We start from the raw sequence: 25,371 nt of genomic DNA on the forward strand, positions 1-25,371 counted from the left end.
GTCGCGCGGGGCCCGCCTGACTAGGCTCGCGCCGTGCGAGCACTCCGTCGGTTCACCGTCCGGGCGGCCCTCCCCGAGGCCCTCACACCCGCGTCCCAGCTGGTCATGAACCTGCGCTGGTCCTGGCACGCCGAGACCCGCGACCTGTTCGAGACGCTGGACCCCGACCTCTGGCGCCGGTGCGGCAACGACCCGGTGAAGGTCCTGGGGGAGGTGTCGGCCGAGCGGCTGGCCACGCTCTCCACCGACCGCCGGTTCCTGCGCCGCCTCCAGGACGTCGTCGACGACCTCGAGGACTACCTGTCCGCCGAGCACTGGTACCAGTCGCTGGGGCCCGACGCCCCGCGGTCGATCGCCTACTTCTCCGCCGAGTTCGGCATCACCGAGGTGCTGCCGCAGTACTCCGGCGGCCTCGGCATCCTCGCCGGTGACCACCTGAAGGCCGCCTCCGACCTCGGCGTCCCGCTGATCGGCGTCGGGCTGCTCTACCGGGCCGGCTACTTCGAGCAGGGTCTGTCGGCCGACGGCTGGCAGCTCGAGCACTACCCCTCGCTCGACCCGCACGGCCTGCCGGTGAAGCTGCTGCGCCAGCCCGACGGGTCGGCCGTCGTCATCTCCGTGCCGCTGCCCGAGGGCCGCACGCTGCACGCGCACGTCTGGCGGGCACAGGTCGGCCGGGTCTCGCTGCTGCTGCTCGACAGCGACATCGAGGAGAACACCCCGGCCGAGCGCGTCGTCACCGACCGGCTCTACGGCGGCGACGAGGACCACCGGCTGCGCCAGGAGATGCTGCTCGGCATCGGCGGCGTGCGGGCGCTGCGCGCCTACTGCCAGCTCACCGGCACCCCGCAGCCGGAGGTGTTCCACGCCAACGAGGGCCACGCCGGCTTCCAGGGCGTCGAGCGGATCCGCGAGCTCACCGAGTCGCACGGGCTGACCTTCACCGAGGCGCTGCAGGCCGTCCGGGCGGGCACCGTGTTCACCACCCACACGCCGGTCCCGGCGGGCATCGACCGCTTCCCGCGCGCGCTGATCGAGCGCTACTTCGCGGGCTTCGGCGTCCCGCTCGAGCACCTCATCCCGCTCGGCGCCGAGGACGACCCGGCGAAGTTCAACATGGCGCACATGGGGCTGCGGCTGGGTCAGCGGGCCAACGGCGTCAGCGAGCTGCACGGGCACGTGAGCCGCGGCATGTTCAGCGACCTGTGGCCGGGCTTCGACGAGGCCGACGTCCCGATCGGCTCGATCACCAACGGCGTGCACGCGCCCACCTGGACCGCGCGGGAGCTCGTCGAGCTCGGCACCCAGACCTCCCGCAGCGGCGACCCGTTCGAGGGCGCCGGCGCCGCGGTGTTCGACGGCGTGGACCGGATCCCGGCGCTGGAGCTGTGGAACACCCGCCGGATGCTGCGCGGCCGGCTGGTGGAGGAGGTGCGCCGCCGGCTGCGGGAGACCGCGCTGTCCCGCGGCGCGGCCGAGGCCGAGGTCGGCTGGACCGACACCGCCTTCGACCCCGACGTCCTCACCATCGGCTTCGCCCGCCGGGTGCCGTCGTACAAGCGGCTCACCCTCATGCTGCGCGACCCCGAGCGGCTGCGGGCGCTGCTGCTGGACCCGGACCGGCCCGTGCAGCTGGTCATCGCCGGCAAGAGCCACCCCGCCGACGACGGCGGCAAGCAGCTGATCCAGCAGATGGTGAAGTTCGCCGACGACCCGGCCATCCGGCACCGCATCGCGTTCCTGCCCGGCTACGACATCGGCATGGCCCGCTACCTCTACTGGGGCTGCGACGTCTGGCTGAACAACCCGCTGCGGCCGCTGGAGGCCTGCGGCACCTCGGGCATGAAGGCCGCGCTCAACGGCGGGCTCAACCTCTCCATCCGCGACGGCTGGTGGGACGAGTGGTTCGACGGCCAGAACGGCTGGGCGATCCCGACCGCCGACGGCGTCAGCGACCCGACCCGCCGCGACGACGTCGAGGCCCGCGCCATCTACGACCTGCTGGCCACCCAGGTGCTGCCGCGGTTCTACGAGACCGACCGCGACGGCATCCCGACCCGCTGGGTGGAGATGGTGCGGCACACGCTGCGCGAGACCGGGCCGAAGGTGCTGGCCACCCGGATGGTCCGCGACTACGTCGAGCACCTCTACGTCCCGGCCGCGGGCTCGGCCCGGTCGATGGCCGACGGCGGCTACGCCCCGGCGCGCGACGAGGCGCAGTGGCGGGCCCGGCTGCTGGAGAACTGGAGCAGCGTGCGGGTGGCGCATGTGGAGGCCACCGGCGCCGGTGACACCCCGGAGATCGGCTCGACGCTCGCGCTGCGCGCCGAGGTGGAGCTGCCGCACCTGACGCCGGGCGACGTCGAGGTGCAGGCCGCCTACGGGCGGGTCGACGACGCCGACGGGCTGCACGAGGTGACCACGGTGCCGATGGCGCACGAGCACACCGAGGGCTCCCGGCACTGGTTCACCGCCACGCTGCCGCTGGAGCGCACCGGTGCCTTCGGCTACACCGTGCGCGTGCTCCCGCACTCCGAGCACCTGGCCGACCCGGCCGAGCTGGGGCTGGTCCGCTCGGCCTGACCCCGGCGAGCCCCCGGGATCACCCGTCACGCCGGTCGCAGCGTCCCCACCGGGCGCGGGCGACCGGCGTGGCGGTGGCCGCCGGGCCGCGCGGACCCCGGCCCGGTCACTAGGCTGGCGCGCATGCCCGACCGCTGTGAAGTCCTGCCCGGAGACGCCGTCGTCGCCCGACGCGGCGGTGGCCTGCTCTGGGTGGACGCTCCCGGCTCGCCGGCGCTCGTCGCCGCCCTGCACGCCTGCCTGGGCGTCTCCGGCCCCGGCGCCGACCGCGTCCTGGCCGCCGTCGCCGCGCAGGTGCACTCGCTGGGGAGCGGGTCGGCGTCCTTCGCGCTCGTCCTGACCGACTCCCAGGGCGGCGCGGGCACCGGCGTCGCGCTCTGGTCGGGCAAGGGCCAGCCCGCCGTCGACGGCGTCCCGGTCTCCGGCCAGCCCACCGAGGGCTGCAGCCTCGCCGCGGGCTTCCCGCTCGGCGGCACGCTGTACGTCGGCCCCGGCCAGGCCGCCCCGTCGATGCCGCCCGGCGTCGCCTACGACCTCACCGAGGGCACCGTGCCCGGCTCCGGCGCGCTGCTGCACCTCGCCGCCGCCGCGTCCGCCGGCGCCGCGGTCCCGCCGTCGGCCCCCGCGCAGCCGTCGTCGTTCACCGCCGGCTCCGACGCCGGGTTCGCCGGCCCCTCCTCCTTCGGCGCCGCGCCGTCCTACACCCCGGGCGGCTCCTCGGCCGCGTCGTCGGCGCCCTCCCGCGCCGACGAGGGCGAGGAGACGGCGTTCTGGAAGCCCGACAGCGCCTCCGCGCCGGTGCTCCGGTTCGACGACGGCCTCGTCGTCACCGTCGACGAGGACCTGGTCCTCGGCCGCCGCCCCGACAGCCACGAGCTGGTGACCGCGGGCAACGCCCGCCCGGTGCCGATCGCCGACACGCAGAACGTGCTGTCCTCGGCGCACGCCGCCATCCAGCGCCAGGGCCGCGAGGTCACCCTCACCGACCTCGGCTCGCTCAACGGCACCCACGTCGCCGGCCCCGAGGCCACCGAGTGGACGCAGCTCGAGCCCGGCGTCGCCCACCCGCTCTCCGACGGCGACCGCCTCCTGCTCGGCTGGACCGTCATCACCTACGAGCAGCCGCAGGAGTAGCGGCACCGCTCACGCCGAGAGCCCCGGTCCCCGCGGACCGGGGCTCTCGCCGTGTCAGGGCCGGCGCAGGACGCGCAGCAGCCAGACGCAGCGCGGGGGCACCTCGATCGGGCCGGGCGCGACGACGGCCGGGCGCGGGGGGACGCCGGTCGGGTACTCGGTGCTGACGACGAACTCGTAGCCGTCGGCCCACGGCGGCCCGGGCAGGTGCACGGTCACCGGGTCGGGGCCGGCGTGCAGCTGCACCAGGTAGGAGTCGTCGACCACCCGGCGGCCGCGGGCGTCGCGGTGCCGGATGCCGCGCCCGTCGAGGTACATGCCGACGGTCTGCAGGCCGCCGTCGAACCACTCCGCCGTCGTCAGCTGCCCGCCGCCCGGGGCGAACCAGGCGACGTCGCGGGTGCCGCCGGTGCCGGGGATCTCGTGGCCCTCGAAGAACGCCTCCTGGCGCAGCACCGGGGCGCCGCGGCGGACCGCGACCAGGCGGCTGACGAACTCCAGCAGCTCGCCGTCGACGGCCTCCCAGTCGATCCACGAGATCCCGTTGTCCTGGCAGTAGGCGTTGTTGTTGCCGCCCTGGGTGCGGCCGAGCTCGTCGCCGGCGGTGAGCATCGGCACGCCGGTGGACAGCAGCAGCGTGGCCAGGTGGTTGCGCACCTGGCGGGCGCGCAGGGCGGTGACCTCCGGGTCGTCGGTGGGGCCCTCGACGCCGCAGTTCCAGTTGCGGTTGTGGCTCTCGCCGTCGCGGTTGTCCTCGCCGTTGGCCTCGTTGCGCTTGTGCTCGTAGGTGACGAGGTCGGCCAGGGGGAAGCCGTCGTGCGCGGTGACGAAGTTGACGCTGGCGAAGGGCCGGCGGCCGTCTGAGCGGTAGAGGTCCGAGGAGCCGGTCAGCCGGTAGGCGAGGTCGCGCACGCCCACCCGCGCCCCGGACCACACGTCGCGCACCGTGTCGCGGTACTTGCCGTTCCACTCGGTCCACAGCGGCGGGAAGTTGCCCACCTGGTAGCCGCCCTCGCCGATGTCCCACGGCTCGGCGATGAGCTTCACCTGGCTGACCACCGGGTCCTGGTGGACGACGTCGAAGAACGCCGACAGCCGGTCGACGTCGTGCATCGAGCGGGCCAGCGCCGCGGCGAGGTCGAACCGGAAGCCGTCGACGTGCATCTCGGTGACCCAGTAGCGCAGCGAGTCCATGAGCATCGCCAGCACCTGCGGCCGGCGGACGTCGAGGGTGTTCCCGCACCCGGTGTAGTCGGTGTAGCGGGCCCGGTTGGCGCCGTCGAGCCGGTAGTAGCCCGGGTTGTCGATGCCGCGCAGCGACAGCGTCGGCCCGGTCGAGTCGCCCTCGGCGGTGTGGTTGTAGACGACGTCGAGCACGACCTCGATGCCCGCGGCGTGCAGCGCCTTGACCATCGCCTTGAACTCGGTCACCTGCGCGCCGCCCGAGCCCGCCGAGCTGTACGCGGCGTGCGGGGCGAAGTAGCCGAGGGTGTTGTAGCCCCAGTAGTTGGTCAGGCCGCGGCGCAGCAGGTGCGGCTCGCTGACGAACTGGTGCACCGGCAGCAGCTCGACGGCGGTGACGCCCAGGGACTGCAGGTGCTCGACGAACGCTGGGTGCGCGAGGCCGGCGTAGGTGCCGCGCAGCGCCGGGGGGACGTCGGGGTGGCCCATCGTGGCGCCCTTGACGTGCACCTCGTAGATGACGGTGTCCGACCACGGCGTCGCCGGCCGCCGGTCGCCGTCCCACGGGAAGGAGTCGTGGACGACGACGCCGCGCGGCACGAACGGCGCGGAGTCGCGCGGGTCGGGGGAGGCGGCGTCGACGCCGTCGGGGCGGAAGCCGAACAGCGCCGGGTCGAGGGCGAGCTCGCCGTCGACGGCGCGGGCGTAGGGGTCCAGCAGCAGCTTGGCCGGGTTCCACCGCGACCCGGCGCCCGGGTCGTAGGGGCCGTGCACCCGGTAGCCGTAGCGCTGGCCGGGGCCGACGCCGGCCAGCCGGCCGTGCCACACCTGGTGGGTGGTCTCCTGCAGCCGGTGGCGGGACTCGGTCCCGTCGGGGTCGAACAGGCACAGGTCGACGGCGCTCGCCCCGGCCGACCACAGCGCGAAGTTGGTGCCCGTGCCGTCCCAGTGCGCGCCGAGCGGCGCGGGGGAGCCGGGCCACACCTCCGGGCCGCCGGTGCCGTGCTCAGGAGTCCTCACGCCGCGATCGTGCCCGGTCCGCCTCCCGGGCGGCGGGACCAGGGGTGCTGTTTGGATGGGGCCGTGTCGAGCAGCGCCGCACCCCCCGGAGCCGAGCCGGTCGTCGAGATGCGCGGGGTGGACGTCGTGCGCGGCACCTCGCACCTGCTGCGCGGGGTCGACTGGACCGTCCTGCCCGACCAGCGCTGGGTGGTCCTCGGGCCCAACGGCGCGGGCAAGACGACGCTGCTGCAGCTGGCCGGCGCGCACATGCACCCGACCCGCGGCGAGGTGCGGCTGCTCGGCGAGACGATGGGCGCCGTCGACGTGTTCGAGCTGCGGCCGCGGATCGGGCTGACCAGCGCCGCCCTGGCCCAGCGCATCGAGCCGGGCGAGCGCACCGGCGACGTCGTCCTGTCGGCCGGCTACGCCGTCGTCGGGCGGGGCAGGGAGCGCTACGACATCCACGACCTCACCCGCGCGGCGCTGCTCATGCAGCAGTGGGGCGTGCAGGCGATCGCCCACCGGCCGTTCGGCACGCTCAGCGAGGGGGAGCGCAAGCGGGTGCAGATCGCCCGCGCGCTCATGCCCGACCCGGAGCTGCTGCTGCTCGACGAGCCCGGCGCCGGCCTCGACCTCGGCGGCCGCGAGGACCTGGTCAGCCGGCTGTCCGACCTCGCCCGCTACCTGTTCGCCCCGGCGCAGGTGCTGGTCACCCACCACGTCGAGGAGATCCCGCCGGGCTACACGCACGCGCTGCTGCTGCGCGGCGGCGGGGTGGTGGCCTCCGGCCCGCTCGGCCAGGTGCTCACCGGCGAGACGCTGTCGGAGACCTTCGGCCTGCCCCTGCAGCTCACCCGCGCCGACGGCCGGTTCACCGCTCGCCGCCGGTCCTGACGCCGCCCGCCTGGCTAGGGTGCCGGGCATGGTTGGAACACCGGAGTTCGTGACCCTGTCGGTCGAGGACGGGGTGGGCACGATCCGCCTCGACCGGCCGAAGATGAACGCCATCGACGAGCAGCTGCACACCGAGGTGCGCGCCGCCGCGGTGCAGGCCGCCGAGCGCGCCGACGTCCGCGCGGTGGTGCTCTACGGCGGCGAGCGGGTCTTCGCCGCCGGCGCCGACATCAAGGCCATGTCGCAGCTCGACGGCACCGCGATGGTCGCCTGGGGCCGCGAGCTGACGAACTCCTTCACCGCCGTCGCGCGGATCCCCAAGCCCGTCGTCGCGGCGATCACCGGCTACGCCCTCGGCGGCGGCTACGAGCTCGCGCTGTGCGCCGACTTCCGGGTGATGGGCGCCGGGGCGAAGGTGGGCCAGCCCGAGATCCTGCTCGGCGTCATCCCCGGCGCCGGCGGCACGCAGCGCCTGGCCCGCCTGGTCGGCCCGGCCAAGGCGAAGGACCTCGTCTTCACCGGCCGGCACGTCGGCGCGGAGGAGGCCCTGGAGATGGGCCTGGCCGACGCCGTCGTCCCCGACGCCGAGGTGTACGACACCGCCGTCGCCATGGCGCGCAAGTTCGCCGCCGGGCCGCCGCTGGCCCTCGCGGCGGCCAAGCGGGCGGTCGACGAGGGGCTGGACCTGCCGCTGCAGGGCGGCCTGGAGCTGGAGAGCCGGCTGTTCGCCGAGCTCTTCGACACCGAGGACCAGGCCACCGGCATGCGCTCGTTCCTGGAGAGCGGCCCGGGCAAGGCGACCTTCACCGGCCGCTGAGGGCTCCCCGTCGCCGACTGTTCCGCCGCCGGCCACCGGATCCCGCCTCCCGGACGGTCCGGTTCTGTCACCATCCGCACGGCCTTCCGGCCGTTCCGTTCCCTTCCCCTGGAGGACCCCGTGCGAAGCACCCCCACCCTGAGGACCGCGTCCGTGCTGGCGGCCGCTGCCCTCGTGCTCACGGCCTGCGGAGGGGGGAGTGACGACGGCAGCTCCGGCGGCGGGGGCGGCGGCGACGCGGCGAGCGCGCGCTCGGCCGAGGACCTCGGCGGCATGGACGCCCTGGTCGAGGCCGCGCAGGCCGAGGGCGAGCTGAACGTCATCGCGCTCCCGCCGGACTGGGCGAACTACGGCGAGATCATCTCCGCCTTCGAGGAGGAGTACGGGATCACCGTCAACAGCGCCCTGCCCGACGGCTCCAGCCAGGACGAGCTCAACGCCGTCCAGAGCCAGCGCGGCCAGGACCGGGCGCCCGACGTGCTCGACCTCGGCACCGCCTTCGCCCGCCAGGCGCAGGCACAGGACCTCCTCGCGCCGTACCAGGTGGAGACCTGGGACGAGATCCCCGAGGGCCAGAAGGACCCCGAGGGCCACTGGTACAACGACTACGGCGGCTACATCTCCATCGGCTGCAACGCCACGGTGATCGCCGAGTGCCCGACCAGCTTCGCCGACCTGCTCGACCCGCAGTACGCGGGCCAGGTCGCGCTCAACGGCAACCCCACCCAGGCCGCGGCCGCGTTCGCCGGCGTCTGGGCGGCCTCGCTGGCCAACGGCGGCAGCCTCGACGACATCGGCCCGGGCATCGACTTCTTCGCCCAGGTGAAGGAGGCCGGCAACTTCAACCCGGTCGAGATCACCCCGGCCACCATCCAGAGCGGTGAGACGCCGCTGGCCATCGACTGGGACTACCTCAACGCCGGCCTGACGGAGACGCTCGCCGCCGACGGCGTCGAGTGGCAGGTCGCCGTCCCGAGCGACGGGCTGTTCGGCGGCTACTACAGCCAGGCGATCAGCGCCTACGCCCCGCACCCGGCCGCCGCGCGGCTGTGGCAGGAGTTCCTCTACTCCGACCGCGGCCAGAACCTCTACCTGGTCGGCGGCGCCCGCCCGGTCCGGCAGGCCGCGATGGAGGAGGCCGGCACCGCCGACGCCGAGGCGCTCGCCGCCCTGCCGCCGGTCGAGGGCACCGCGGAGTTCCCGACCCAGGAGCAGGAGACCGCCGCGCAGCAGGTGGTCGCCACCCGCTGGAACCAGGAGATCTCGGGCTGAGCACCGTCGTCGAGAGCCCCGCGCCGGTGTCCCCCCGGGGGCGCCGGCGCGGGCGTCTGCTGCCCCTGCTGGGGATCGTGCCGTTCCTGCTCTACGTCGCGGTCTTCCTGCTGCTGCCGGTCGGCGTGCTGGCCGTCGAGGCCTTCCGCGCGGTCGACCCGGTCACCTTCGAGGAGTCCTGGTCGACGGCGAACCTCGGCGCGATCGCCGAGGGCGCCTACGCCCGGTCCTACGCCGGGAGCCTGCGGCTGTCGGCGATCACCGCGGTGCTCGGCGCCGTGCTCGGGCTGGCGCTCGCGTTCGCCGTCGTCACCAGCCGCCGCGGCCGGCTGCTGCGCCGCCTGGTGCTCACCGCGTCCGGCGTGCTGGCCAACTTCGGCGGGATCCCGCTGGCGTTCGCCTTCATCGCCACGATCGGCACGCAGGGCGTGGTCACCGCGGTGCTCACCGGCCCGCTCGGTCTCGACGGCTTCTCGCTGTACTCGATGACCGGCCTGGCGCTGGTCTACCTCTACTTCCTGGTCCCGCTGATGGTGCTGACGATCGTCCCGGCGATCGAGGCGCTGCGGCCGCAGTGGCGGGAGGCCGCCGAGGTGCTCGGCGCGAGCCGCTGGCAGTACTGGCGGCACGTGGGCGGGCCGGTGCTCGCCCCGCCGGTGCTCGGCGCCACGGTGCTGCTGTTCGCCTCCGCGTTCGCCGCCTACGCCACCGCCCGGGCGCTGGTGGGCAGCAGCGTGCCGCTGGTGACGCTGCAGATCGCCGACTCGCTGTCGAGCAACGTGATCGTCGGCGCGGAGAACCTCGGCAAGGCGCTGGCGCTGGGCATGGTCGTCCTCGTCGGCCTGGTGATGGTCTTCTACACCTGGGTGCAGCGGCGCGCGTCGCGGTGGCTCGCGTGAGCGCCACCTCCGCCGGGCTGTCCACCGCGGCGGTCGCCGGCGCCGGCGGGGTGGAGCCGGAGACGCCGGTGCGTCCCGCCCGCCGCGGCCGGGGCTGGTGGCGCTGGGCCGTGTTCGCCGTCCTCGGCCTGTACTTCCTCGTCCCGCTGGCCGCCTCGACGTGGTTCACCCTGCGCAGCCGCGACGGGATCACCGCCGACGTCTACACCGGCATCCCGACGGCGGAGGGCTTCGCCGAGAACCTCGGCCGCTCGCTGCTGCTCGGCGTGCTCACCGTGGTCATCGCGCTGCTGCTCATGGTGCCCACGGTGGTGCTCGTGGAGCTGCGGCTGCCGCGCTGGCGGCCGGTGGTCGAGCTGCTCACCCTGGTGCCGCTGCTGCTGCCGCCGATCGCGCTGGTGGTCGGCGTGCGCAGCGTGCTCGCCTGGGCGCCCGACCACTTCTACGGCACCCCGCTGGCCGAGGCGTTCTTCGCGCTCCAGGAGCCGGCGCTGCCGTGGATCCTGGTGCTCGTCTACGTCGTGCTGGCGCTGCCGTTCGTCTACCGCGCGCTCGACGCCGGCGTCCGCGGCGCGCAGCTGCGCACGCTCACCGAGGCGGCGCGGGTGCTCGGCGCCTCGTGGCCGCGGCTGATGCTCACCGTCGTCCTGCCGGTGCTGCGCACGTCGGTGCTCAACGCCGCCTTCATCACCCTCGCCCTGGTGATCGGCGAGTTCACCGTCGCCAACATCCTCGGCTTCGAGACCTTCCCCACCTGGATCGTGCGCATCTCGGGCTCCCAGCCGCGGCTGTCGGTCGCGGTCTCGGTGCTGTCCCTGCTGCTCACCTGGGCGCTGCTGCTGCTCATCTCCGCGCTGGACCGCCGGCGCCGCGAGGAGGACCCCGCATGACCGCCGTCCGACCGGCCGCGCCGGCCGACCTCCGGGAGGCGCCGGGCGTCGCCGTCCGGCTCGAGGGGCTGACCCGCCGCTACGGGTCGGTGCTCGCCCTCGACGGCCTGGACCTGGAGATCGCCGGCGGGGAGTTCCTCGCCCTGCTCGGCCCCTCGGGCTGCGGCAAGACCACGGCACTCCGGGCGATCGCCGGGTTCGAGGTGCCCGACTCCGGCCGGATCCGGTTCGACCGCCGCGACGTCACCGGCCTGCCCCCGGCCAAGCGCGACGTCGGCATGGTGTTCCAGGCCTACAGCCTCTTCCCGAACATGACCGTGGCCGACAACGTCGCCTACGGCCTGCGGGTGCGCCGACGGGACAAGGCCGAGCGCGCGGGCCGGGCCGCCGAGCTGCTCGAGCTGGTCGGGCTCGCCGACCGCGGCGGCCGCTACCCGCACCAGCTCTCCGGCGGGCAGCAGCAGCGGGTGGCGCTGGCCCGCGCGCTCGCCGTCGCCCCGCAGGTGCTGCTGCTCGACGAGCCGCTGTCGGCGCTCGACGCCCAGGTGCGCGTGCAGCTGCGCGAGGAGATCCGCCGCATCCAGCTCGAGCTCGGCACCACCACGGTGTTCGTCACCCACGACCAGGCCGAGGCCCTGTCGGTGGCCGACCGGGTCGGGGTCATGCGCGCCGGGCGGCTGGAGCAGGTGGCCTCGCCCGACGAGCTCTACGAGCGCCCGGCGACGGCGTTCGTGGCCGGCTTCGTCGGCACGATGAACCGGATCCCGGCGCAGCTCGGCGACGGCGACGTGGAGTTCCTCGGCGTGCGCCGCGAGGTCCTCGGCGCCACCCCGCCCGCCGGCCCCGCGACCGCGCTGGTCCGCCCCGAGGCGCTCACCGTGGCCGCCGACCCGGACGGCGCCGGCCGCGTGGTCACCCGCACGTTCTCCGGCGCCACCACCCGCCTGGCGGTCGCGCTGCCCGACGGCGTGGAGGTGCAGGCCGACGTCGCGAGCGCCGACAGCCAGGGCCTCACCCCCGGCACCGCGGTGACGGTCACGCCGGCCGAGCGGCCGGTGCTCGTGGAGCCCGCGTCCGCGGACTGAGGGGTCAGGCCCCGAGCTCGTAGACGACGACCGTCGCGTCGTTGAGGTTGGTGACGTAGGCCCGCTCGCCGTCGGGGGAGACCGCGACGCTGGTCGGGCCGTCGCCGGTGCGCGGGCTGGCGGTCACGGCGAGCGTCTCGGCGTCGACCACCGACATCGTGTCGCCGTCGACGTCGGCGGTGTAGAAGCGCCGGCCGTCCGGTGCCCAGGTGACGTCCTGCGGCCGGGCCCCGACCGGGCCGCGCGCCACCTCGACGCCGGTCGCGGTGTCGACGACGTACACCTCGCTGCTGTCGAAGGCGACGACCGCCACCCGGCTGCCGTCGGGGGAGATGGCGACGCTGTGCGGCGAGTCGCCCGCCGGGACCGTGTCGAGCACCCGGCCGCCGTCGGTGAGGTCGAGCACCGAGAGCACGTCGGACTCGTGGTTGGCGGTCCAGGCGCGGGTGCCGTCCTCGGAGACGGCGATCCAGTGCGGGTTGGCCGGCACCTCGTAGGAGTCGACCTCCACGGCTCGCTCGGTGTCGAGCACCTCGACCCGCCCCTCGTCGTGCAGCGGCACGTACAGCAGCGCGCCGTCGGGGGAGGTCTGCGGCGCGTACGGGCGCAGACCGACCGGCACGGTGTCCAGCGGCCGGTTGGTGGCCGTGTCGAGGTAGACGACGGCGTTCTCGGTGTAGTCGGGCGGGTTGGTGACGGTCACGTACGCGCGGGCGCCGTCGGGGGAGAAGGTGATGAACTGCGGCGGCCCGGCGTCGATCCGGATGGTGGACACCGGCTGCAGGGAGTTGGTGTCCAGCACGCTCACCACGCCCTCGTCCCGGTGGGCGATGTAGGCGTACCGCCCGTTGGGCGCCACGGCGATGAACCCCGGCGTGGGCGGGACCGGGATCGGGTCGCCGAGTTGCGTGGGCACCGCGACACTGGCCTCGGGCTCGGCGCTCGGGCGGGTCGGCGCGCCGGACGGGGCGGGCGCGGTCGTGTGGTCGCCGTGCGGGTCGTCGGTGGCGGTGCTCCCGGTGGCCGCGCTGCCGGCCGACCCGTCCGGCCACAGCCACCAGGTGAGGCCGCCTGCGGCGAGCACGAGCGCGGCCGCGGCGGCCAGGGCGGCGCGGCGGGCACGGCCGCGGCGGGCGGGCCGGCCGGCCGGGACCGGCCCCGGCTGCACCGGCCCCGGCGGCACCGCTCCCGGCGGCGGGCCGAGCGGCTGCACGGAGCTGTGCGCGCCGTCGCGCGAGTGCACGCCGAGGACGGTGGGTGCCGCGCCCGGCAGCCCGGCGGCCGGGACGGTCCGCGCCGGCGCCTCCCGCGGGGCCTTCCCCGCGCCGTCCCGCAGCGCCTCCCGGGCCGCCGCGATCAGGGCGGTGGGGGTGGCGTAGCGGTCCTCGGGCCGCTTGGCCATCCCGCGCGCGACGACGTCGTCGAGCCCGGGCGGCAGCCCCGGCACGACGTCGCTGGGACGCGGCGGCTCGGCGTAGAGGTGCGCGTAGAGGAGTGCCGGCAGGTCCTCGCCGCCGAAGGGCTTGCGCGCGGTCAGCGTCTGGGCGAGCACGCAGGCGAGCGAGTAGACGTCGACCCGGCCGTCGATCGGCTGGTCGGTGAAGCGCTCGGGCGCCATGTAGTCCAGCGTCCCGACGGTGGCGCCCGTGATGGTCAGCGACGTCCGCGTGCTGCCCACCGACCGGGCGATGCCGAAGTCGACGACGTAGACGAAGTCGTTCGGCGTGACCAGCACGTTGCTCGGCTTGACGTCGCGGTGCACCAGGCCGTCGGCGTGCGCGGCCTCGAGCGCCTCGGCGACCTGGGACAGCAGCGCCAGCGCCCGCGCGGGCGGCAGCGGCCCGTCGCGCAGGATCGCGCCGAGGTCGCGGCCGTCGACCAGCCGCATGTCGATGTAGAGGCGGCCGTCGATCTCGCCGAAGTCGTGGATGGGGACGACGTGCGGCTCGCGCAGCCGGGCGGCGACGTGCGACTCGCGGCGGAAGCGCTGGGCGAACTCCGCGTCGTGGTTGAGCGCCTCGGGCAGCAGCTTGAGGGCCACGAGCCGGTCGAAGCGGGTGTCGCGGGCCCGCCACACCTCGCCCATGCCGCCGGCGCCGATCATCTCCTCCAGGACGTAGCGGCCGAACTCGCGGGGCATGGGCGCGCTCCTCGGCTGCCCGGCCCGCGGACCGCGGCCGGGCGTGGACGTCCGGGTCGCCGGGAGGTTAGGGACCGCGGCGTCCCGCCGGGAGCCGCGTCCGCCCGGCGCCGGCTCCCCGCCCGGTCGGACCGCCGCGTCCCGCCGCTGCGCCACCCCGCCGCGACGGAGGGTGCGCGCCGCCGTCCGGCCGGCCTGCACGAGGATGGCCGGGTGGAGCACCCCGGCACCGGCGACGTCGACCGTTCCGACCCCGCCGGCCGCGCGTGGGTGGAGCGGGCGATCGCCGCCGTCGAGGCCGACGCGGTGCGCAGCGCCGACACCCACCTGCTCGTCTACCCGCTGCCGCCGGAGTGGGGCGTCGACCTGTACCTGAAGGACGAGTCGACGCACCCGACCGGCAGCCTCAAGCACCGCCTGGCCCGCTCGCTGTTCCTGCACGCGCTGTGCTCGGGCTGGATCACCGAGGGCAGCACCGTCGTCGAGGCCTCCAGCGGGTCGACGGCGGTGAGCGAGGCGTACTTCGCCCGGATGCTGGGCCTGCCCTTCGTCGCGGTGATGCCGGCCTCCACCAGCCCGGAGAAGGTCGCGCTCATCGAGTTCCACGGCGGGCGCTGCGCGTTCGTCGACGACGCGTCGGCGATGTACGACGAGGCGCGCCGGCTGGCCGCCGAGACCGGCGGCCACTACCTCGACCAGTTCACCCACGCCGAGCGGGCCACGGACTGGCGCGGCAACAACACCATCGCCGAGTCGGTGTTCGAGCAGATGGCCCTCGAGCGCCACCCGGTGCCGGAGTGGGTCGTCGTCGGCGCGGGCACCGGCGGCACGAGCGCGACCTTCGGCCGCTACCTGCGCTACCGGCGGCACCCGACCCGGCTGGCCGTCGTCGACCCGGAGGGGTCGGCGTTCTTCCCCGGCTGGGTGGAGGACGAGCCGGGGTGGACCACCGGCACCGCCTCGCGCATCGAGGGGATCGGCCGGCCGCGCGTGGAGCCGTCGTTCCTGCCCTCGGTGGTCGACCGGATGATCCGCGTGCCCGACGCCGCCTCGCTGGCCGCCGTGCGGCACCTGGAGCGGGCGACCGGCCGGCGGGCCGGCGGCTCGACCGGCACCAACCTGTGGGGCGCGTTCCGGCTGGTCGCCGAGATGGTCGCGGCGGGCCGCACCGGCAGCGTCGTCACCCTCCTGTGCGACGGCGGCGAGCGGTACGCGCACACGTACCACTCCGACGCCTGGGTGGCGTCCCGCGGGCTGGACCTCGCGCCGTACTCCGCGGTACTGGACGAGTTCGCCGCGACCGGCCGCTTCCCGGCGTGACGGGCCTCACCCGCACCCCGGTCCGGCGCTCCGTTACCCCGCAGTAACCTCCACTATCGGAGCCAGGCGGGCCGCGGGCCCGCGTCCCCCATGACCGATCGCGGAGGTAGGTCTGGCGATGAACATCGTCGTTCTGGTCAAGCAGGTCCCCGACTCCGGCACCCAGCGCTCGCTGGACCCGTCGGACAACACCGTCGCCCGCGCCACCGCGGACAACGTCATCAACGAGATCGACGAGTACGCGATCGAGGAGGCACTGCAGGTCCGCGACCGCGAGGGCGGCGAGGTCACCGTGCTGACCGTCGGCCCCGCCTCGGCCACCGACGCGATCCGCAAGGCCCTGTCGATGGGCGCGGACAAGGCCGTCCACGTGGTGGACGACGCGATCCACGGCTCGTGCGCGATCCAGACCTCCGGGGTCCTGGCCGCGGCGCTGCAGCAGATGGAGTACGACCTGGTGCTCACCGGCGCCACGTCCACCGACGGCCAGGTCGCGGTCATGCCGGCGCTGCTCGCCGAGCGGCTCGGCCTCCCGCAGCTGTCCGGCGCGCAGAAGCTCACCGTCGAGGGCTCGACCGTCAAGGTCGAGCGGCAGACCGACGGCGGCTTCTGGGCGCTCGAGGCGCCGCTGCCGGCGATCGTGTCCACCTGGGACACCATCAACGAGCCGCGCTACCCCTCCTTCAAGGGGATCATGGCCGCCAAGAAGAAGCCGGTGGAGACCAAGTCCCTGGCCGACCTCGGCGTCGACCCCTCCGCCGTCGGCCTCGCCACGGCGACCAGCCAGGTCGTGGACTTCTCCGGCCGTCCGCCGAAGGGCGAGGGCGTGAAGGTCACCGACGAGGGCGACGGCGCTCAGAAGCTCGTGGGCTTCCTCGCCGAGCAGAAGCTCGTCTGACCCGGCCCGGATCGAAGCGAAGAGGAGACTGAACACCCATGGCAGAGGTCCTGGTCCTCGTCGAGCTGAACCCGGCCGACGGCACCGTCCGCAAGGGCACCCTCGAGGCGCTCACCGCCGCGCGGGCACTCGGTGAGGTCTCGGCGGTCGTCGCCGGCGGCCCCGGTGTCCTCGGCGGCACCCGCGAGCAGCTCGCCCAGTACGGCGCGGCGAAGGTCTACGTCGCCGAGTCCCCGGAGATCGACGAGTTCCTCGTCGCCCCCAAGGCCGAGGTGCTGGCCCAGCTGGTGCAGCAGGTCTCGCCGGCCGCCGTCGTCATCCCGTCCTCCCCGGAGGGCCGGGAGGTCGCCGGCCGGCTCGCGCTCAAGACCGGCAGCGGCTTCCTGACCGACGTCACCGAGATCGCCGCCGACGGCACCGCCACCCAGGTGGTCTTCGCCGGCGCGCAGATCGTGCACTCGAAGGTCACCGTCGGGACGCCGATCTACACGCTGCGCGGCAACTCCGTCGCCCCCGAGCCGGCGCCGGCCGCCGGTGAGGAGGTCCCGGTGCAGGTCCAGCTCTCCGAGCAGGCCAAGCTCACCCGCGTCGTCGACAAGGTCGTCGAGCAGAAGAGCAACCGCCCCGAGCTGACCGAGGCCTCGATCGTCGTCTCCGGCGGCCGCGGCGTGGCCAGCGCGGAGAACTTCTCGATCATCGAGGCGCTGGCCGACTCGCTCGGCGCCGCCGTCGGTGCCTCGCGCGCCGCCGTCGACTCCGGCTTCTACCCGCACAGCTTCCAGGTCGGGCAGACCGGCAAGACCGTCTCGCCGCAGCTCTACATCGCCGTCGGCATCTCCGGTGCGATCCAGCACCGCGCCGGGATGCAGACCTCGAAGACCATCGTGGCCGTCAACAAGGACCCCGAGGCCCCGATCTTCGAGCTGGCCGACTTCGGCGTCGTCGGCGACCTGTTCCAGGTCGCCCCGCAGGCCACCGAGCTCATCAAGGGCCGCAGGGGCTGACGAAGGACCTCCCTGCCCCTCACGGCTCGCGAGCTCGCCGCGGGACCCTGCAGGGAGGCCGTTCCATCACGTTCCGTGGGCGCCGACCCCCTCCCGGGGGTCGGCGCCCGTCGGCGTTCGGGGCACTCGTAGAGGGACAGGGGGACCGGTGGGCGGGCGGGACGTGGCGGCGGCGAGCATCTGGGACGCCGCGCACCGGCGGACGACGGTCGGCCTGCTGACGCTGGTCACCCTGGTCGCCTTCGAGGCGATGGCGGTCGGGACGGCGATGCCGCGCGCCGTCGCCGAGCTCGACGGCGTCGCCTGGTACGCGTGGACGTTCAGCGCGTTCCTGGTGACCTCGGTCGTCGGGATGGTGCTCGGCGGCGAGGTGGGGGACCGCCGTCCCCCGGGACCGGGCGTCCTCGCGGGCGTGGTGGTGTTCGCCGCCGGCCTGGTCGTCGCCGGCCTCGCGCAGCACATGGCCGTGCTCGTCCTCGGCCGCGCCGTGCAGGGGCTGGGCGCCGGGGTGGTCATCGTGCTGCTCTACGTCGTCGCCGGGCAGGCCTACGACTCCCGGCTGCGCCCCAGCCTGTTCGGCGCCTTCGCCGCGGGCTGGGTGCTGCCGGCGCTGCTCGGGCCGCTCGCGGCCGGCCTGCTGACCACGCACGTCGGCTGGCGGGCGGTCTTCCTCGGGCTGGTGCCGCTCGTCGCGGCCGGCCTGGTGCTGCTCCTCACCGGGGCGCCCGGCGGGACCCCGCCCGCGGACGCGGCGCCGTGGCGGAGCCGGGCCGGGTGGGCGCTGCTGGCCGGCGCCGGCATCGCCGCGCTGCAGTACGCCGCGCAGCGGCTCGACCTCGCCGCCGCCGGCATCGCCGTCCTCGGGACGGCCGCCCTCGCCGCGGGCCTGCGCCGGCTGCTGCCGCGCGGCACCGTGCGCGCCCGCCGCGGCATCCCCGCCGTCGTCGCGTCCCGCGGGCTGCTGGCCGGGGCCTTCTTCGGCATGGACGCCCTGCTGCCGTTCGTCCTGACCGAGCAGCACGGGTGGAGCGCGGCCACCGCCGGGCTGCCGCTGACCGCGGGCGCGGTCGGCTGGGTGGTCGCCGCACAGCTGCAGGGCCGGCGGCCCGACGTCCCCCGGCAGCGGGTGCTCCGGCTGGGGGCCCTGGTGCTCACCGTCGGCGTGGCCGCCACGGCGACCGTCGCGGTCCCCGCCCTGGGCGGCTGGCCGGCCTACCTGACGTGGGGTCTCGCCGGGGTCGGGATGGGGCTCGGCATGCCCAGCGTCGGGGTGCTGCTGCTCGACCAGTCACCGGAGGCCGAGCGCGGGGCCAACTCCGCCGCGCTGCAGATCTCCGACGCCACCGCGTCGGCGATCTGCGTCGGGCTCTCGGGCGTGCTGGTGGCCGGCGCCGCCGACGCCGGGGGGCCGCTGTGGCCGGCCGTGCTCGCCGCGGTCGCCGTCCTGACCGTCCCGGCGCTGCTGACCGCCCGGGTGGCCGGGCGCACGGTCGCGCCGGCGGCGGATCCGTCGTGCGCGACTAACCTGGGCCGGTGACCTACCTCGACCACGCGGCCACCACGCCGGTGCTCCCCGAGGTGCTGGCCGCCATGACCGAGCAGTGGGGCCGGGTCGGCAACGCCTCGTCGCTGCACGCCAGCGGCCGCGCCGCCCGGCGGGCCGCCGAGCAGGGCCGCGAGCGCCTCGCCGAGGCCGTGGGCGCCCGGCCGTCGGAGGTGCTGTTCACCGGCGGCGGCACCGAGAGCGACAACCTCGCGGTCAAGGGCCTGTACTGGGCGCGGCGGGACGCCGACCAGCGCCGTCGCCGGCTCGTGGTCAGCCCGGCCGAGCACCACGCCGTCCTCGACAGCGCCGAGTGGCTGGCCAAGCACGACGGCGCCGAGGTCACCTGGCTGCGGCTGGAGCCCACCGGCCGGGTCACGCCCGACGCGCTGGCCGACGCGCTCGGCGACGGCACCGACGTCGCGGTCGCGAGCGTGATGTGGGCCAACAACGAGATCGGCACGGTCAGCGACGTCGCCGCGCTGGCCGAGGTGGCGCACGCCGCCGGCGTCCCGCTGCACACCGACGCGGTGCAGGCCGTGGGTCAGGTGCCGGTCGACTTCGGTGCCAGCGGCGTCGACGCGCTCACCCTCACCGGGCACAAGCTCGGCGGTCCGATGGGCGCCGGCGCCCTGCTGCTGCGCCGCGACGCCGAGTGCGTGCCGCTGCTGCACGGCGGCGGCCAGGAGCGCGACGTCCGCTCCGGGACCCTCGACGTGCCGGCGATCGTCGGTCTCGCCGTCGCGGCCACCACCGCCGTCGCCGCGCGGCCCGAGCGGGCCGCCCGGCTGGCCGCGCTGCGCGACCGGCTGGTGGCCGGGGTGCTCGAGCAGGTGCCCGACGCGCAGCTCAACGGCCCCCCGCTCGACGACGTCGTGGCCGGCGGGCCCGGGCGGCTGCCGGGCAACGCGCACCTGTCCTTCCCCGGCGCCGAGGGCGACGCGCTGCTCATGCTGCTCGACGCCCGCGGCATCGAGTGCTCCACCGGCTCGGCGTGCAGCGCCGGCGTCGCCCGGCCCAGCCACGTGCTCACCGCGGTCGGCGCCGAGGCCGACCGGGCGCGCAGCTCGCTGCGGTTCAGCCTGGGCTCGCCGAGCACCGACGACGACGTCGACGCGCTGCTGGCCGTCATCGCCCCGGTGGTGGAGCGCGCCCGTCGCGCGGGGATGGGCCGCTGATGCGCGTGCTCGCCGCCATGAGCGGGGGCGTGGACTCGGCGGTCGCGGCCGCGCTGGCCGTCGACGCCGGCCACGACGTCACCGGCGTGCACCTGGCGCTCTCGCCCGACCGGCAGACGCTGCGCAGCGGCGCCCGCGGCTGCTGCAGCGTCGAGGACGCCCACGACGCCCGCCGGGTCGCCGACGAGCTCGGCATCCCGTTCTACGTGTGGGACCTCGCCGAGCGGTTCACCGAGGACGTCGTCGACGACTTCGTGGCCGAGTACGCCGCCGGCCGCACGCCCAACCCGTGCCTGCGCTGCAACGAGCGGATCAAGTTCACCGCGGTGCTCGACCGGGCGCTGGCGCTGGGCTTCGACGCCGTCGTCACCGGCCACCACGCGCGGCTGGAGGACGGCCGGCTGCGGCGCTCGGTCGACGCGGCCAAGGACCAGTCCTACGTGCTCGGCGTGCTCACGCCCGGGCAGCTCGCCGGCGCCCGGTTCCCGCTCGGGTCGATGACCAAGGAGCGGGTGCGCGCGATCGCCGCCGAGCGCGGGTTCGCCGTCGCCACCAAGCCGGACTCGCACGACATCTGCTTCATCCCCGACGGCGACACCCGCGGCTTCCTCACCCGCCGGCTCGGGTCGGCTCCCGGCCCGGTCGTGGACGCCGCCACCGGGGCGACCGTGGGCACGCACGAGGGCACCCACGGGTTCACCGTGGGCCAGCGGCGCGGCCTCGGCATCGCCGTCGGCGACCAGCGGCCGCGGTACGTGCTGTCGATCGAGCCGGTCACCCGCACGGTGACGGTCGGGACGGCGGAGCTGGCCGGGGTGGACGTCGTCCGCACGGCGCCGCCCACCTGGACGGGGGAGCCGCCGGTGCTGCCGCTGCGCGCCGAGGTGCAGCTGCGGGCGCACTCCGCCCCGGTGGCCTGCGAGGTCACCGCGGCGCCCGACGGCGGGCTGGTGCTCGCGCTGGCGGACGCGCAGCGCGGCGTGGCGCCCGGGCAGTCGGCGGTGCTGTACGCGCCCGACCCGGTGCGCGGTGACCTGGTGCTCGGCCAGGGGACGGTCCGCGCGTGAGCGAGCCGCTGACCTGGGGCGGGGCCACCGGCGTGGGGTCGGTGCCGGGGACGGACCCGGCCGAGGCGCTGCGGGTGGTGCTCGGCGAGCTGCCGGGCCTGCCGCACCTGCCCGAGCTGCCGGCCCGCGGGCCCGGCGCCGACCTGGTGGGGCGCAGCGCCGCGCTGCTGGTCGACCTCGCCGTCGACCTGACGCCGGCCGGCTGGCGGCTGGTGCCGCGCGGGGGCGTGGACCTGCGCCGGGCGCAGGAGCTGCTGGCCCGCGACCTCGACGCCCTGCACGACGTCGCCGAGGGCCACTCCGGGCCGTTCAAGGTGCAGGCCGCGGGCCCGTGGACGCTGGCCGCCTCGCTGGAGCGCGAGCGCGGGGAGCGGGCCGTCGTCGACCCGGGCGCCCGGCGCGACCTGGGCCAGTCGCTGGCCGAGGGCATCGCCGCGCACGTGGCCGCGGTGCGCGCCCGGGTGCCCGGCGCGCAGGTCGTCGTCCAGCTCGACGAGCCGTCGCTGCCCGCGGTGCTGCAGGGCGCCCTGCCGACGGCGAGCGGCTTCGGCCGGCTGCCCGCGGTGGCCGCGCCCGACGTCGAGGCGGAGCTCGGGGCCGTCGTCGGTGCGCTGCCCGGGCCGGTGGTCGTGCACTGCTGCGCGCCGCGGGTGCCGCTGGACCTGCTGCGCGCGGCCGGTGCCGCCGCCCTGTCCTTCGACCTGGGCCTGGTGCAGGACCTCGACGCGCTCGGCACCGCCGTCGACGCGGGGGTGCACCTGCTGCCCGGCGTCGTCCCCGGCACCGACTCCGCGCTGCCGCAGGCGAAGGCGACGGCGTCGCGGCTGCGGGCGTGGTGGAGCGAGCTCGGCTTCCCCGCCGACGACCTGCACGCCGCGGTGACGCTCACCCCGTCGTGCGGCCTGGCGGGCGCCTCGCCGGCGTACGCGCGGGCGGCGATGACGCACGTGCGCGAGGCGGCGCGGTACCTCCTGCCGGAGTGACCCTGCCGCAGTGACCCTGCCGCGTGACCGGGCCGCCGACCCGGCCGGGGGAACGACCGGTTCGCCGTCGGAGGCGGCGGATACCGTCTCCGGCGTGAGCACCGACGCCGAGCTGGACGCCCCGCAGGTCGCCGCGGTCGCCGACCGGGAGGACCTCACGCAGGTCCCCGACGACGCGCGCACCCGCCACCGCGACCTCTCCGAGGAGCTCGACCGCTACGCCTTCGCGTACTACGTGCGCGACGAGCCGCTGGTCAGCGACGGGCAGTACGACGAGCGGATGGCCGAGCTCAAGGCCCTCGAGGCCGCGCACCCGGCGCTGGTCACGCCCGACTCGCCGAGCCAGAAGGTCAACGGCGGGTTCACGGCCACGTTCGCGCCGGTGCAGCACCTGGAGCGGATGCAGAGCCTCGACAACGTCTTCGACAGCGACGAGCTGTCGGCGTGGGCCGGGCGGGTCACCCGCGACGCCGGGGCGGGCGTGAGCTGGCTGTGCGAGCTGAAGGTCGACGGCGTCGCGGTGGCGCTGGTGTACGAGAACGGCCGGCTGGTGCGGGCGGCCACCCGCGGCGACGGCACCACCGGCGAGGACGTGACGGCGAACGTCCGCACGATGGCCGACGTCCCGCAGCAGCTGACCGGGGACGACCTGCCCGAGCTGCTCGAGGTGCGCGGCGAGATCTACTTCCCGATCGAGGGCTTCGCCGACGTCAACGCCGGGATGGTCGAGCAGGGCAAGGCGCCGTTCGCCAACCCGCGCAACGCCGCCGCGGGCTCGCTGCGGCAGAAGGACCCGCGGATCACCGCGTCCCGGCCGCTGCGGCTGGTCGTGCACGGGCTGGGCGCGCGGCGCGGCTTCGAGCCGGAGCGGCAGTCGGAGGCCTACGAGCGGCTGCGCGCGCTGGGGCTGCCGGTGAGCAGCCGGTACGAGGTGGTCGGCGACCTCGAGGCGGTGTGGGCGTACGTCGAGCGGTACCGCGAGCAGCGGCACTCGGTGGAGCACGAGATCGACGGCGTCGTCGTCAAGGTCGACCAGGTCTCGCTGCAGCGGCGGCTGGGGTCGACGGCGCGGGCGCCGCGCTGGGCGATCGCGTTCAAGTACCCGCCGGAGGAGGCCACGACCAAGCTCCTCGACATCCGGGTGAACGTCGGGCGCACCGGGCGGGTGACGCCGTTCGGGTACATGGAGCCGGTGAAGGTGGCCGGTTCCACGGTGCAGCTGGCCACGCTGCACAACGCGAGCGAGGTGCGGCGCAAGGGCGTGCTGATCGGTGACACGGTCGTCCTGCGCAAGGCCGGCGACGTGATCCCGGAGATCCTCGGGCCGGTGGTCGCCGCGCGCACCGGCGACGAGCGCGAGTTCGTCATGCCGACGCACTGCCCCGAGTGCGGCACCGAGCTGCGGCACGAGAAGGAGGGCGACGCCGACATCCGCTGCCCGAACGCCCGCTCGTGTCCCGCACAGCTGCGGGAGCGCGTCTTCCACGTGGCCGGGCGCGGGGCCTTCGACATCGAGGTGCTCGGCTACGAGGCGGCGATCGCGCTTCTCGCCGAGCACCTGCTGGAGGACGAGGGCGACGTCTTCGACCTGACCGAGGACGCGCTGCGCCGCACCGCCTTCTTCACCAAGAAGGACGGCAGCCTGTCGGCGAACGGGCAGCGGCTGCTGACCAACCTGCAGGCCCGCAAGGACGTGCCGCTGTGGCGGGTGCTGGTCGCGCTGTCGATCCGGCACGTGGGCCCCACGGCGGCGCAGGCCCTGGCCCGCGACTTCCGCTCGCTCGACCGGATCATGGCCGCCTCGGAGGAGGAGCTGGCCGCGGCCGACGGGGTGGGGCCGACGATCGCCCGCTCGGTGCGCGACTGGTTCGCCGTCGACTGGCACCTCGGCGTCGTGGAGAAGTGGCGGCGCGCGGGCGTGCGGCTGGCCGACGCGGGGGAGGACGCCCCGCCGGGGCCGCTCACCGGGGTCACCGTGGTGATCACGGGCTCGCTGCGCGACCTGTCCCGCGACCAGGCGATCGCGGCGGTGCAGGAGCGCGGCGGCAAGGTGACCGGCTCGGTGTCGAAGAAGACCGGGTTCGTGGTGGTCGGCGCCGACCCGGGCAGCAAGTACGACAAGGCCGTGCAGGTGAAGGCGCCGGTCCTCGACGACGACGGCCTGCGGGTGCTGCTCGACGAGGGGCCGGAGGCGGCGCGCGCGGTGGCCACGATCGGCGACGGGAGCGAGCCGGCGGCGGAGTGACCCGTCCGCCGTCCGCGCGCGTTCGGGGAGGCCCGATGCGGGGGTAGGGGCGGGGTCCACCCGCTCCGGAAGGACCCCGCGTGTCGCTGCCCGATGCCCTGCTCGACCTGCTCCGCCGTCCCAGCCCCTGCTTCCTCGCGACGCTGATGCCCGACGGGTCGCCGCAGCTGACCCAGACCTGGGTCGACACCGACGGGCGCGACGTCCTGATCAACACCGTCCGGGGCCACCAGAAGGTGCGCAACGTCGAGCGGGACCCGCGGGTGTCGCTCAACGTCGCCGACCCCGACGACCCGAGCCGCTACTTCGAGGTGCGCGGCCGCGTGGTCGAGGTGACCGAGGAGCGCGCGCGCGAGCACATCGACGAGCTCGCGCAGCGCTACATCGGCGGGCCGTACCCGTGGTTCGGCGGCCGGGACCAGGTGCGCCTGATGGTGCGGATCAGCGCGGACAAGGTCACCTCGCCGCGCGGCTGACCCGCGGTTCCTCCGGCCCTTCCCCCGGCTTCCGCCACGCGGAGACGTGCGTGCGGCTGTCCGAGGTGAAGGGCCGGCGGTGCCTGTCCGCCCAGCGGCCGGCGGGCCTGAGGCCGGCGGGCCGCGCCATGAGGTCGAGCTCGGCGGGCCAGACGTAGCGGAACGGGATGGACCGCGCCTCGGGGTGGCCGCCGGTGAGCGTCCAGTGGTGCGAGACGAGACGCTGCTCGGCGACGTCGTACTCGTCGACGCCCAGCCGGTCGGCCGAGACGGAGAACGGGCGGGCGCGCTCGCCGGGTGGGAGCCGTTGCAGGTCCGGGACGCCGACCTCGACGACGACGTGCCCGCCCGGCGCCAGGTGGCGCGCGGCGTCGGTGAAGCAGGCGACCTGCTCGTCCTGGCTGGTCAGGTCCATCACCGTGTTGAACACCAGGTAGACCAGCGCTGAGGTCCCCTCGGCCCGGCTGGTGGCGAAGTCGCCGACCGTGACGCCGATCCGCTCGGCGATGGGCTGGGCCCGCAGCCGGGCGAGCATGTCGGGGGAGAGATCGATGCCGCGCACCGGGACGCCGCGTGCGCTGAGCGGGAGGGCGAGCCGGCCGGTGCCGATGCCGAACTCGAGCGCGGCGCCGTCGCCGGCCAGGTCGGCGAGCAGGTCGACCGCCGGGTCGACCACCGCGGGCGCGGACATCGCGGCGGAGGACTCGTCGTAGTGCTCGGCGACGGGCCCGGCGAAGTGGTCGACGGCCATGCCGGTCA

20 protein-coding genes are annotated in these 25,371 nt (G+C 75.5%); 17 read left to right on the forward strand and 3 right to left on the reverse strand.

Translation table 11 applies throughout. From position 1 onward, the window contains the following. Positions 1 to 33: 33 nt before the first annotated feature. Both glgP and WA616_RS18205 read left to right on the forward strand, forming a co-directional pair. Entirely contained in the window at positions 34 to 2,583 is a 2,550-nt protein-coding gene (gene glgP / locus WA616_RS18200; RefSeq protein WP_336032059.1) for an alpha-glucan family phosphorylase, read from the forward strand. Positions 2,584 to 2,706: 123 nt separating this feature from the next. After that, positions 2,707 to 3,717, forward strand: a complete 1,011-nt coding sequence (locus WA616_RS18205; RefSeq protein ID WP_336032061.1) for an FHA domain-containing protein — start codon at positions 2,707 to 2,709, stop codon at positions 3,715 to 3,717. 54 nt (positions 3,718 to 3,771) lie between these two features. Here WA616_RS18205 and glgX read toward each other — a convergent pair whose 3' ends face one another. Next, complete coding sequence (gene glgX / locus WA616_RS18210; protein WP_336032064.1) at positions 3,772 to 5,919, reverse strand: glycogen debranching protein GlgX; 2,148 nt, start codon at positions 5,917 to 5,919, stop codon at positions 3,772 to 3,774. 63 nt (positions 5,920 to 5,982) lie between these two features. Here glgX and WA616_RS18215 point away from each other — a divergent pair, with 63 nt between their 5' ends. The 6 genes from WA616_RS18215 (at position 5,983) to WA616_RS18240 (ending at position 11,758) form a co-directional block, all read left to right on the forward strand. Beyond that, a complete protein-coding gene (locus WA616_RS18215; RefSeq protein ID WP_336032066.1) occupies positions 5,983 to 6,795 on the forward strand; it encodes an ABC transporter ATP-binding protein in 813 nt (270 codons plus the stop codon). Positions 6,796 to 6,823: 28 nt separating this feature from the next. Continuing rightward, positions 6,824 to 7,612, forward strand: a complete 789-nt coding sequence (locus WA616_RS18220; protein ID WP_336032069.1) for an enoyl-CoA hydratase/isomerase family protein — start codon at positions 6,824 to 6,826, stop codon at positions 7,610 to 7,612. Between the two features lie 120 nt (positions 7,613 to 7,732). Further along, positions 7,733 to 8,884: an ABC transporter substrate-binding protein gene (locus WA616_RS18225; RefSeq protein ID WP_336032072.1), complete on the forward strand. Its 1,152-nt coding sequence runs from the start codon at positions 7,733 to 7,735 to the stop codon at positions 8,882 to 8,884. A gap of 26 nt (positions 8,885 to 8,910) precedes the next feature. Then, positions 8,911 to 9,783 carry an ABC transporter permease gene (locus tag WA616_RS18230; RefSeq protein WP_336032073.1) on the forward strand — a complete coding sequence of 291 codons (873 nt, stop codon included), beginning with the start codon at positions 8,911 to 8,913 and terminating at the stop codon, positions 9,781 to 9,783. After that, positions 9,780 to 10,673 carry an ABC transporter permease gene (locus WA616_RS18235; RefSeq protein ID WP_336032075.1) on the forward strand — a complete coding sequence of 298 codons (894 nt, stop codon included), beginning with the start codon at positions 9,780 to 9,782 and terminating at the stop codon, positions 10,671 to 10,673. Before WA616_RS18230 ends, WA616_RS18235 begins: the two co-directional genes overlap by 4 nt. Further along, on the forward strand, positions 10,670 to 11,758 hold the full coding sequence (locus tag WA616_RS18240; RefSeq protein WP_336032076.1) for an ABC transporter ATP-binding protein: 1,089 nt from the start codon (positions 10,670 to 10,672) through the stop codon (positions 11,756 to 11,758). Before WA616_RS18235 ends, WA616_RS18240 begins: the two co-directional genes overlap by 4 nt. 4 nt (positions 11,759 to 11,762) lie before the next feature. Here WA616_RS18240 and WA616_RS18245 read toward each other — a convergent pair whose 3' ends face one another. Continuing rightward, positions 11,763 to 13,898 (reverse strand): serine/threonine-protein kinase, encoded by a 2,136-nt coding sequence (locus WA616_RS18245; protein ID WP_336032077.1) that lies wholly within the window; start codon positions 13,896 to 13,898, stop codon positions 11,763 to 11,765. 213 nt (positions 13,899 to 14,111) lie between these two features. Between WA616_RS18245 and WA616_RS18250 the strand changes: the two genes are divergently transcribed. From WA616_RS18250 to WA616_RS18290, 9 genes are all read left to right on the forward strand, one after another. Next, the gene (locus WA616_RS18250; RefSeq protein ID WP_336032079.1) at positions 14,112 to 15,218 is read left to right on the forward strand and encodes a PLP-dependent cysteine synthase family protein; all 1,107 of its coding nucleotides are present in this window, start codon (positions 14,112 to 14,114) and stop codon (positions 15,216 to 15,218) included. Positions 15,219 to 15,336: 118 nt separating this feature from the next. Further along, on the forward strand, positions 15,337 to 16,116 hold the full coding sequence (locus WA616_RS18255) for an electron transfer flavoprotein subunit beta/FixA family protein (RefSeq protein WP_336032081.1): 780 nt from the start codon (positions 15,337 to 15,339) through the stop codon (positions 16,114 to 16,116). Between the two features lie 38 nt (positions 16,117 to 16,154). Next, a complete protein-coding gene (locus WA616_RS18260; RefSeq protein WP_336032084.1) occupies positions 16,155 to 17,120 on the forward strand; it encodes an electron transfer flavoprotein subunit alpha/FixB family protein in 966 nt (321 codons plus the stop codon). Between the two features lie 148 nt (positions 17,121 to 17,268). Beyond that, positions 17,269 to 18,657: an MFS transporter gene (locus WA616_RS18265; RefSeq protein ID WP_336032086.1), complete on the forward strand. Its 1,389-nt coding sequence runs from the start codon at positions 17,269 to 17,271 to the stop codon at positions 18,655 to 18,657. Next, the gene (locus WA616_RS18270) at positions 18,654 to 19,841 is read left to right on the forward strand and encodes a cysteine desulfurase family protein (RefSeq protein ID WP_336032088.1); all 1,188 of its coding nucleotides are present in this window, start codon (positions 18,654 to 18,656) and stop codon (positions 19,839 to 19,841) included. Before WA616_RS18265 ends, WA616_RS18270 begins: the two co-directional genes overlap by 4 nt. Beyond that, the gene (mnmA, locus tag WA616_RS18275; RefSeq protein WP_336032093.1) at positions 19,841 to 20,908 is read left to right on the forward strand and encodes a tRNA 2-thiouridine(34) synthase MnmA; all 1,068 of its coding nucleotides are present in this window, start codon (positions 19,841 to 19,843) and stop codon (positions 20,906 to 20,908) included. Before WA616_RS18270 ends, mnmA begins: the two co-directional genes overlap by 1 nt. Continuing rightward, complete coding sequence (locus tag WA616_RS18280; RefSeq protein ID WP_336032096.1) at positions 20,905 to 21,891, forward strand: methionine synthase; 987 nt, start codon at positions 20,905 to 20,907, stop codon at positions 21,889 to 21,891. The genes mnmA and WA616_RS18280 overlap by 4 nt, the downstream gene beginning before the upstream one ends. Before the next feature lie 94 nt (positions 21,892 to 21,985). Further along, on the forward strand, positions 21,986 to 24,136 hold the full coding sequence (gene ligA, locus WA616_RS18285) for an NAD-dependent DNA ligase LigA (RefSeq protein WP_336032097.1): 2,151 nt from the start codon (positions 21,986 to 21,988) through the stop codon (positions 24,134 to 24,136). Positions 24,137 to 24,216: 80 nt separating this feature from the next. Then, the gene (locus WA616_RS18290) at positions 24,217 to 24,612 is read left to right on the forward strand and encodes a PPOX class F420-dependent oxidoreductase (protein WP_336032098.1); all 396 of its coding nucleotides are present in this window, start codon (positions 24,217 to 24,219) and stop codon (positions 24,610 to 24,612) included. Here WA616_RS18290 and WA616_RS18295 read toward each other — a convergent pair. Continuing rightward, the gene (locus WA616_RS18295; RefSeq protein ID WP_336032100.1) at positions 24,593 to 25,363 is read right to left on the reverse strand and encodes a class I SAM-dependent methyltransferase; all 771 of its coding nucleotides are present in this window, start codon (positions 25,361 to 25,363) and stop codon (positions 24,593 to 24,595) included. The two genes, WA616_RS18290 and WA616_RS18295, sit on opposite strands and share 20 nt — an antisense overlap. Positions 25,364 to 25,371: the final 8 nt, after the last annotated feature.

It is taken from the genome of Geodermatophilus sp. FMUSA9-8, from assembly GCF_037034165.1.
GTDB classification, from domain to species: Bacteria; Actinomycetota; Actinomycetes; order Mycobacteriales; family Geodermatophilaceae; genus Geodermatophilus; species Geodermatophilus nigrescens.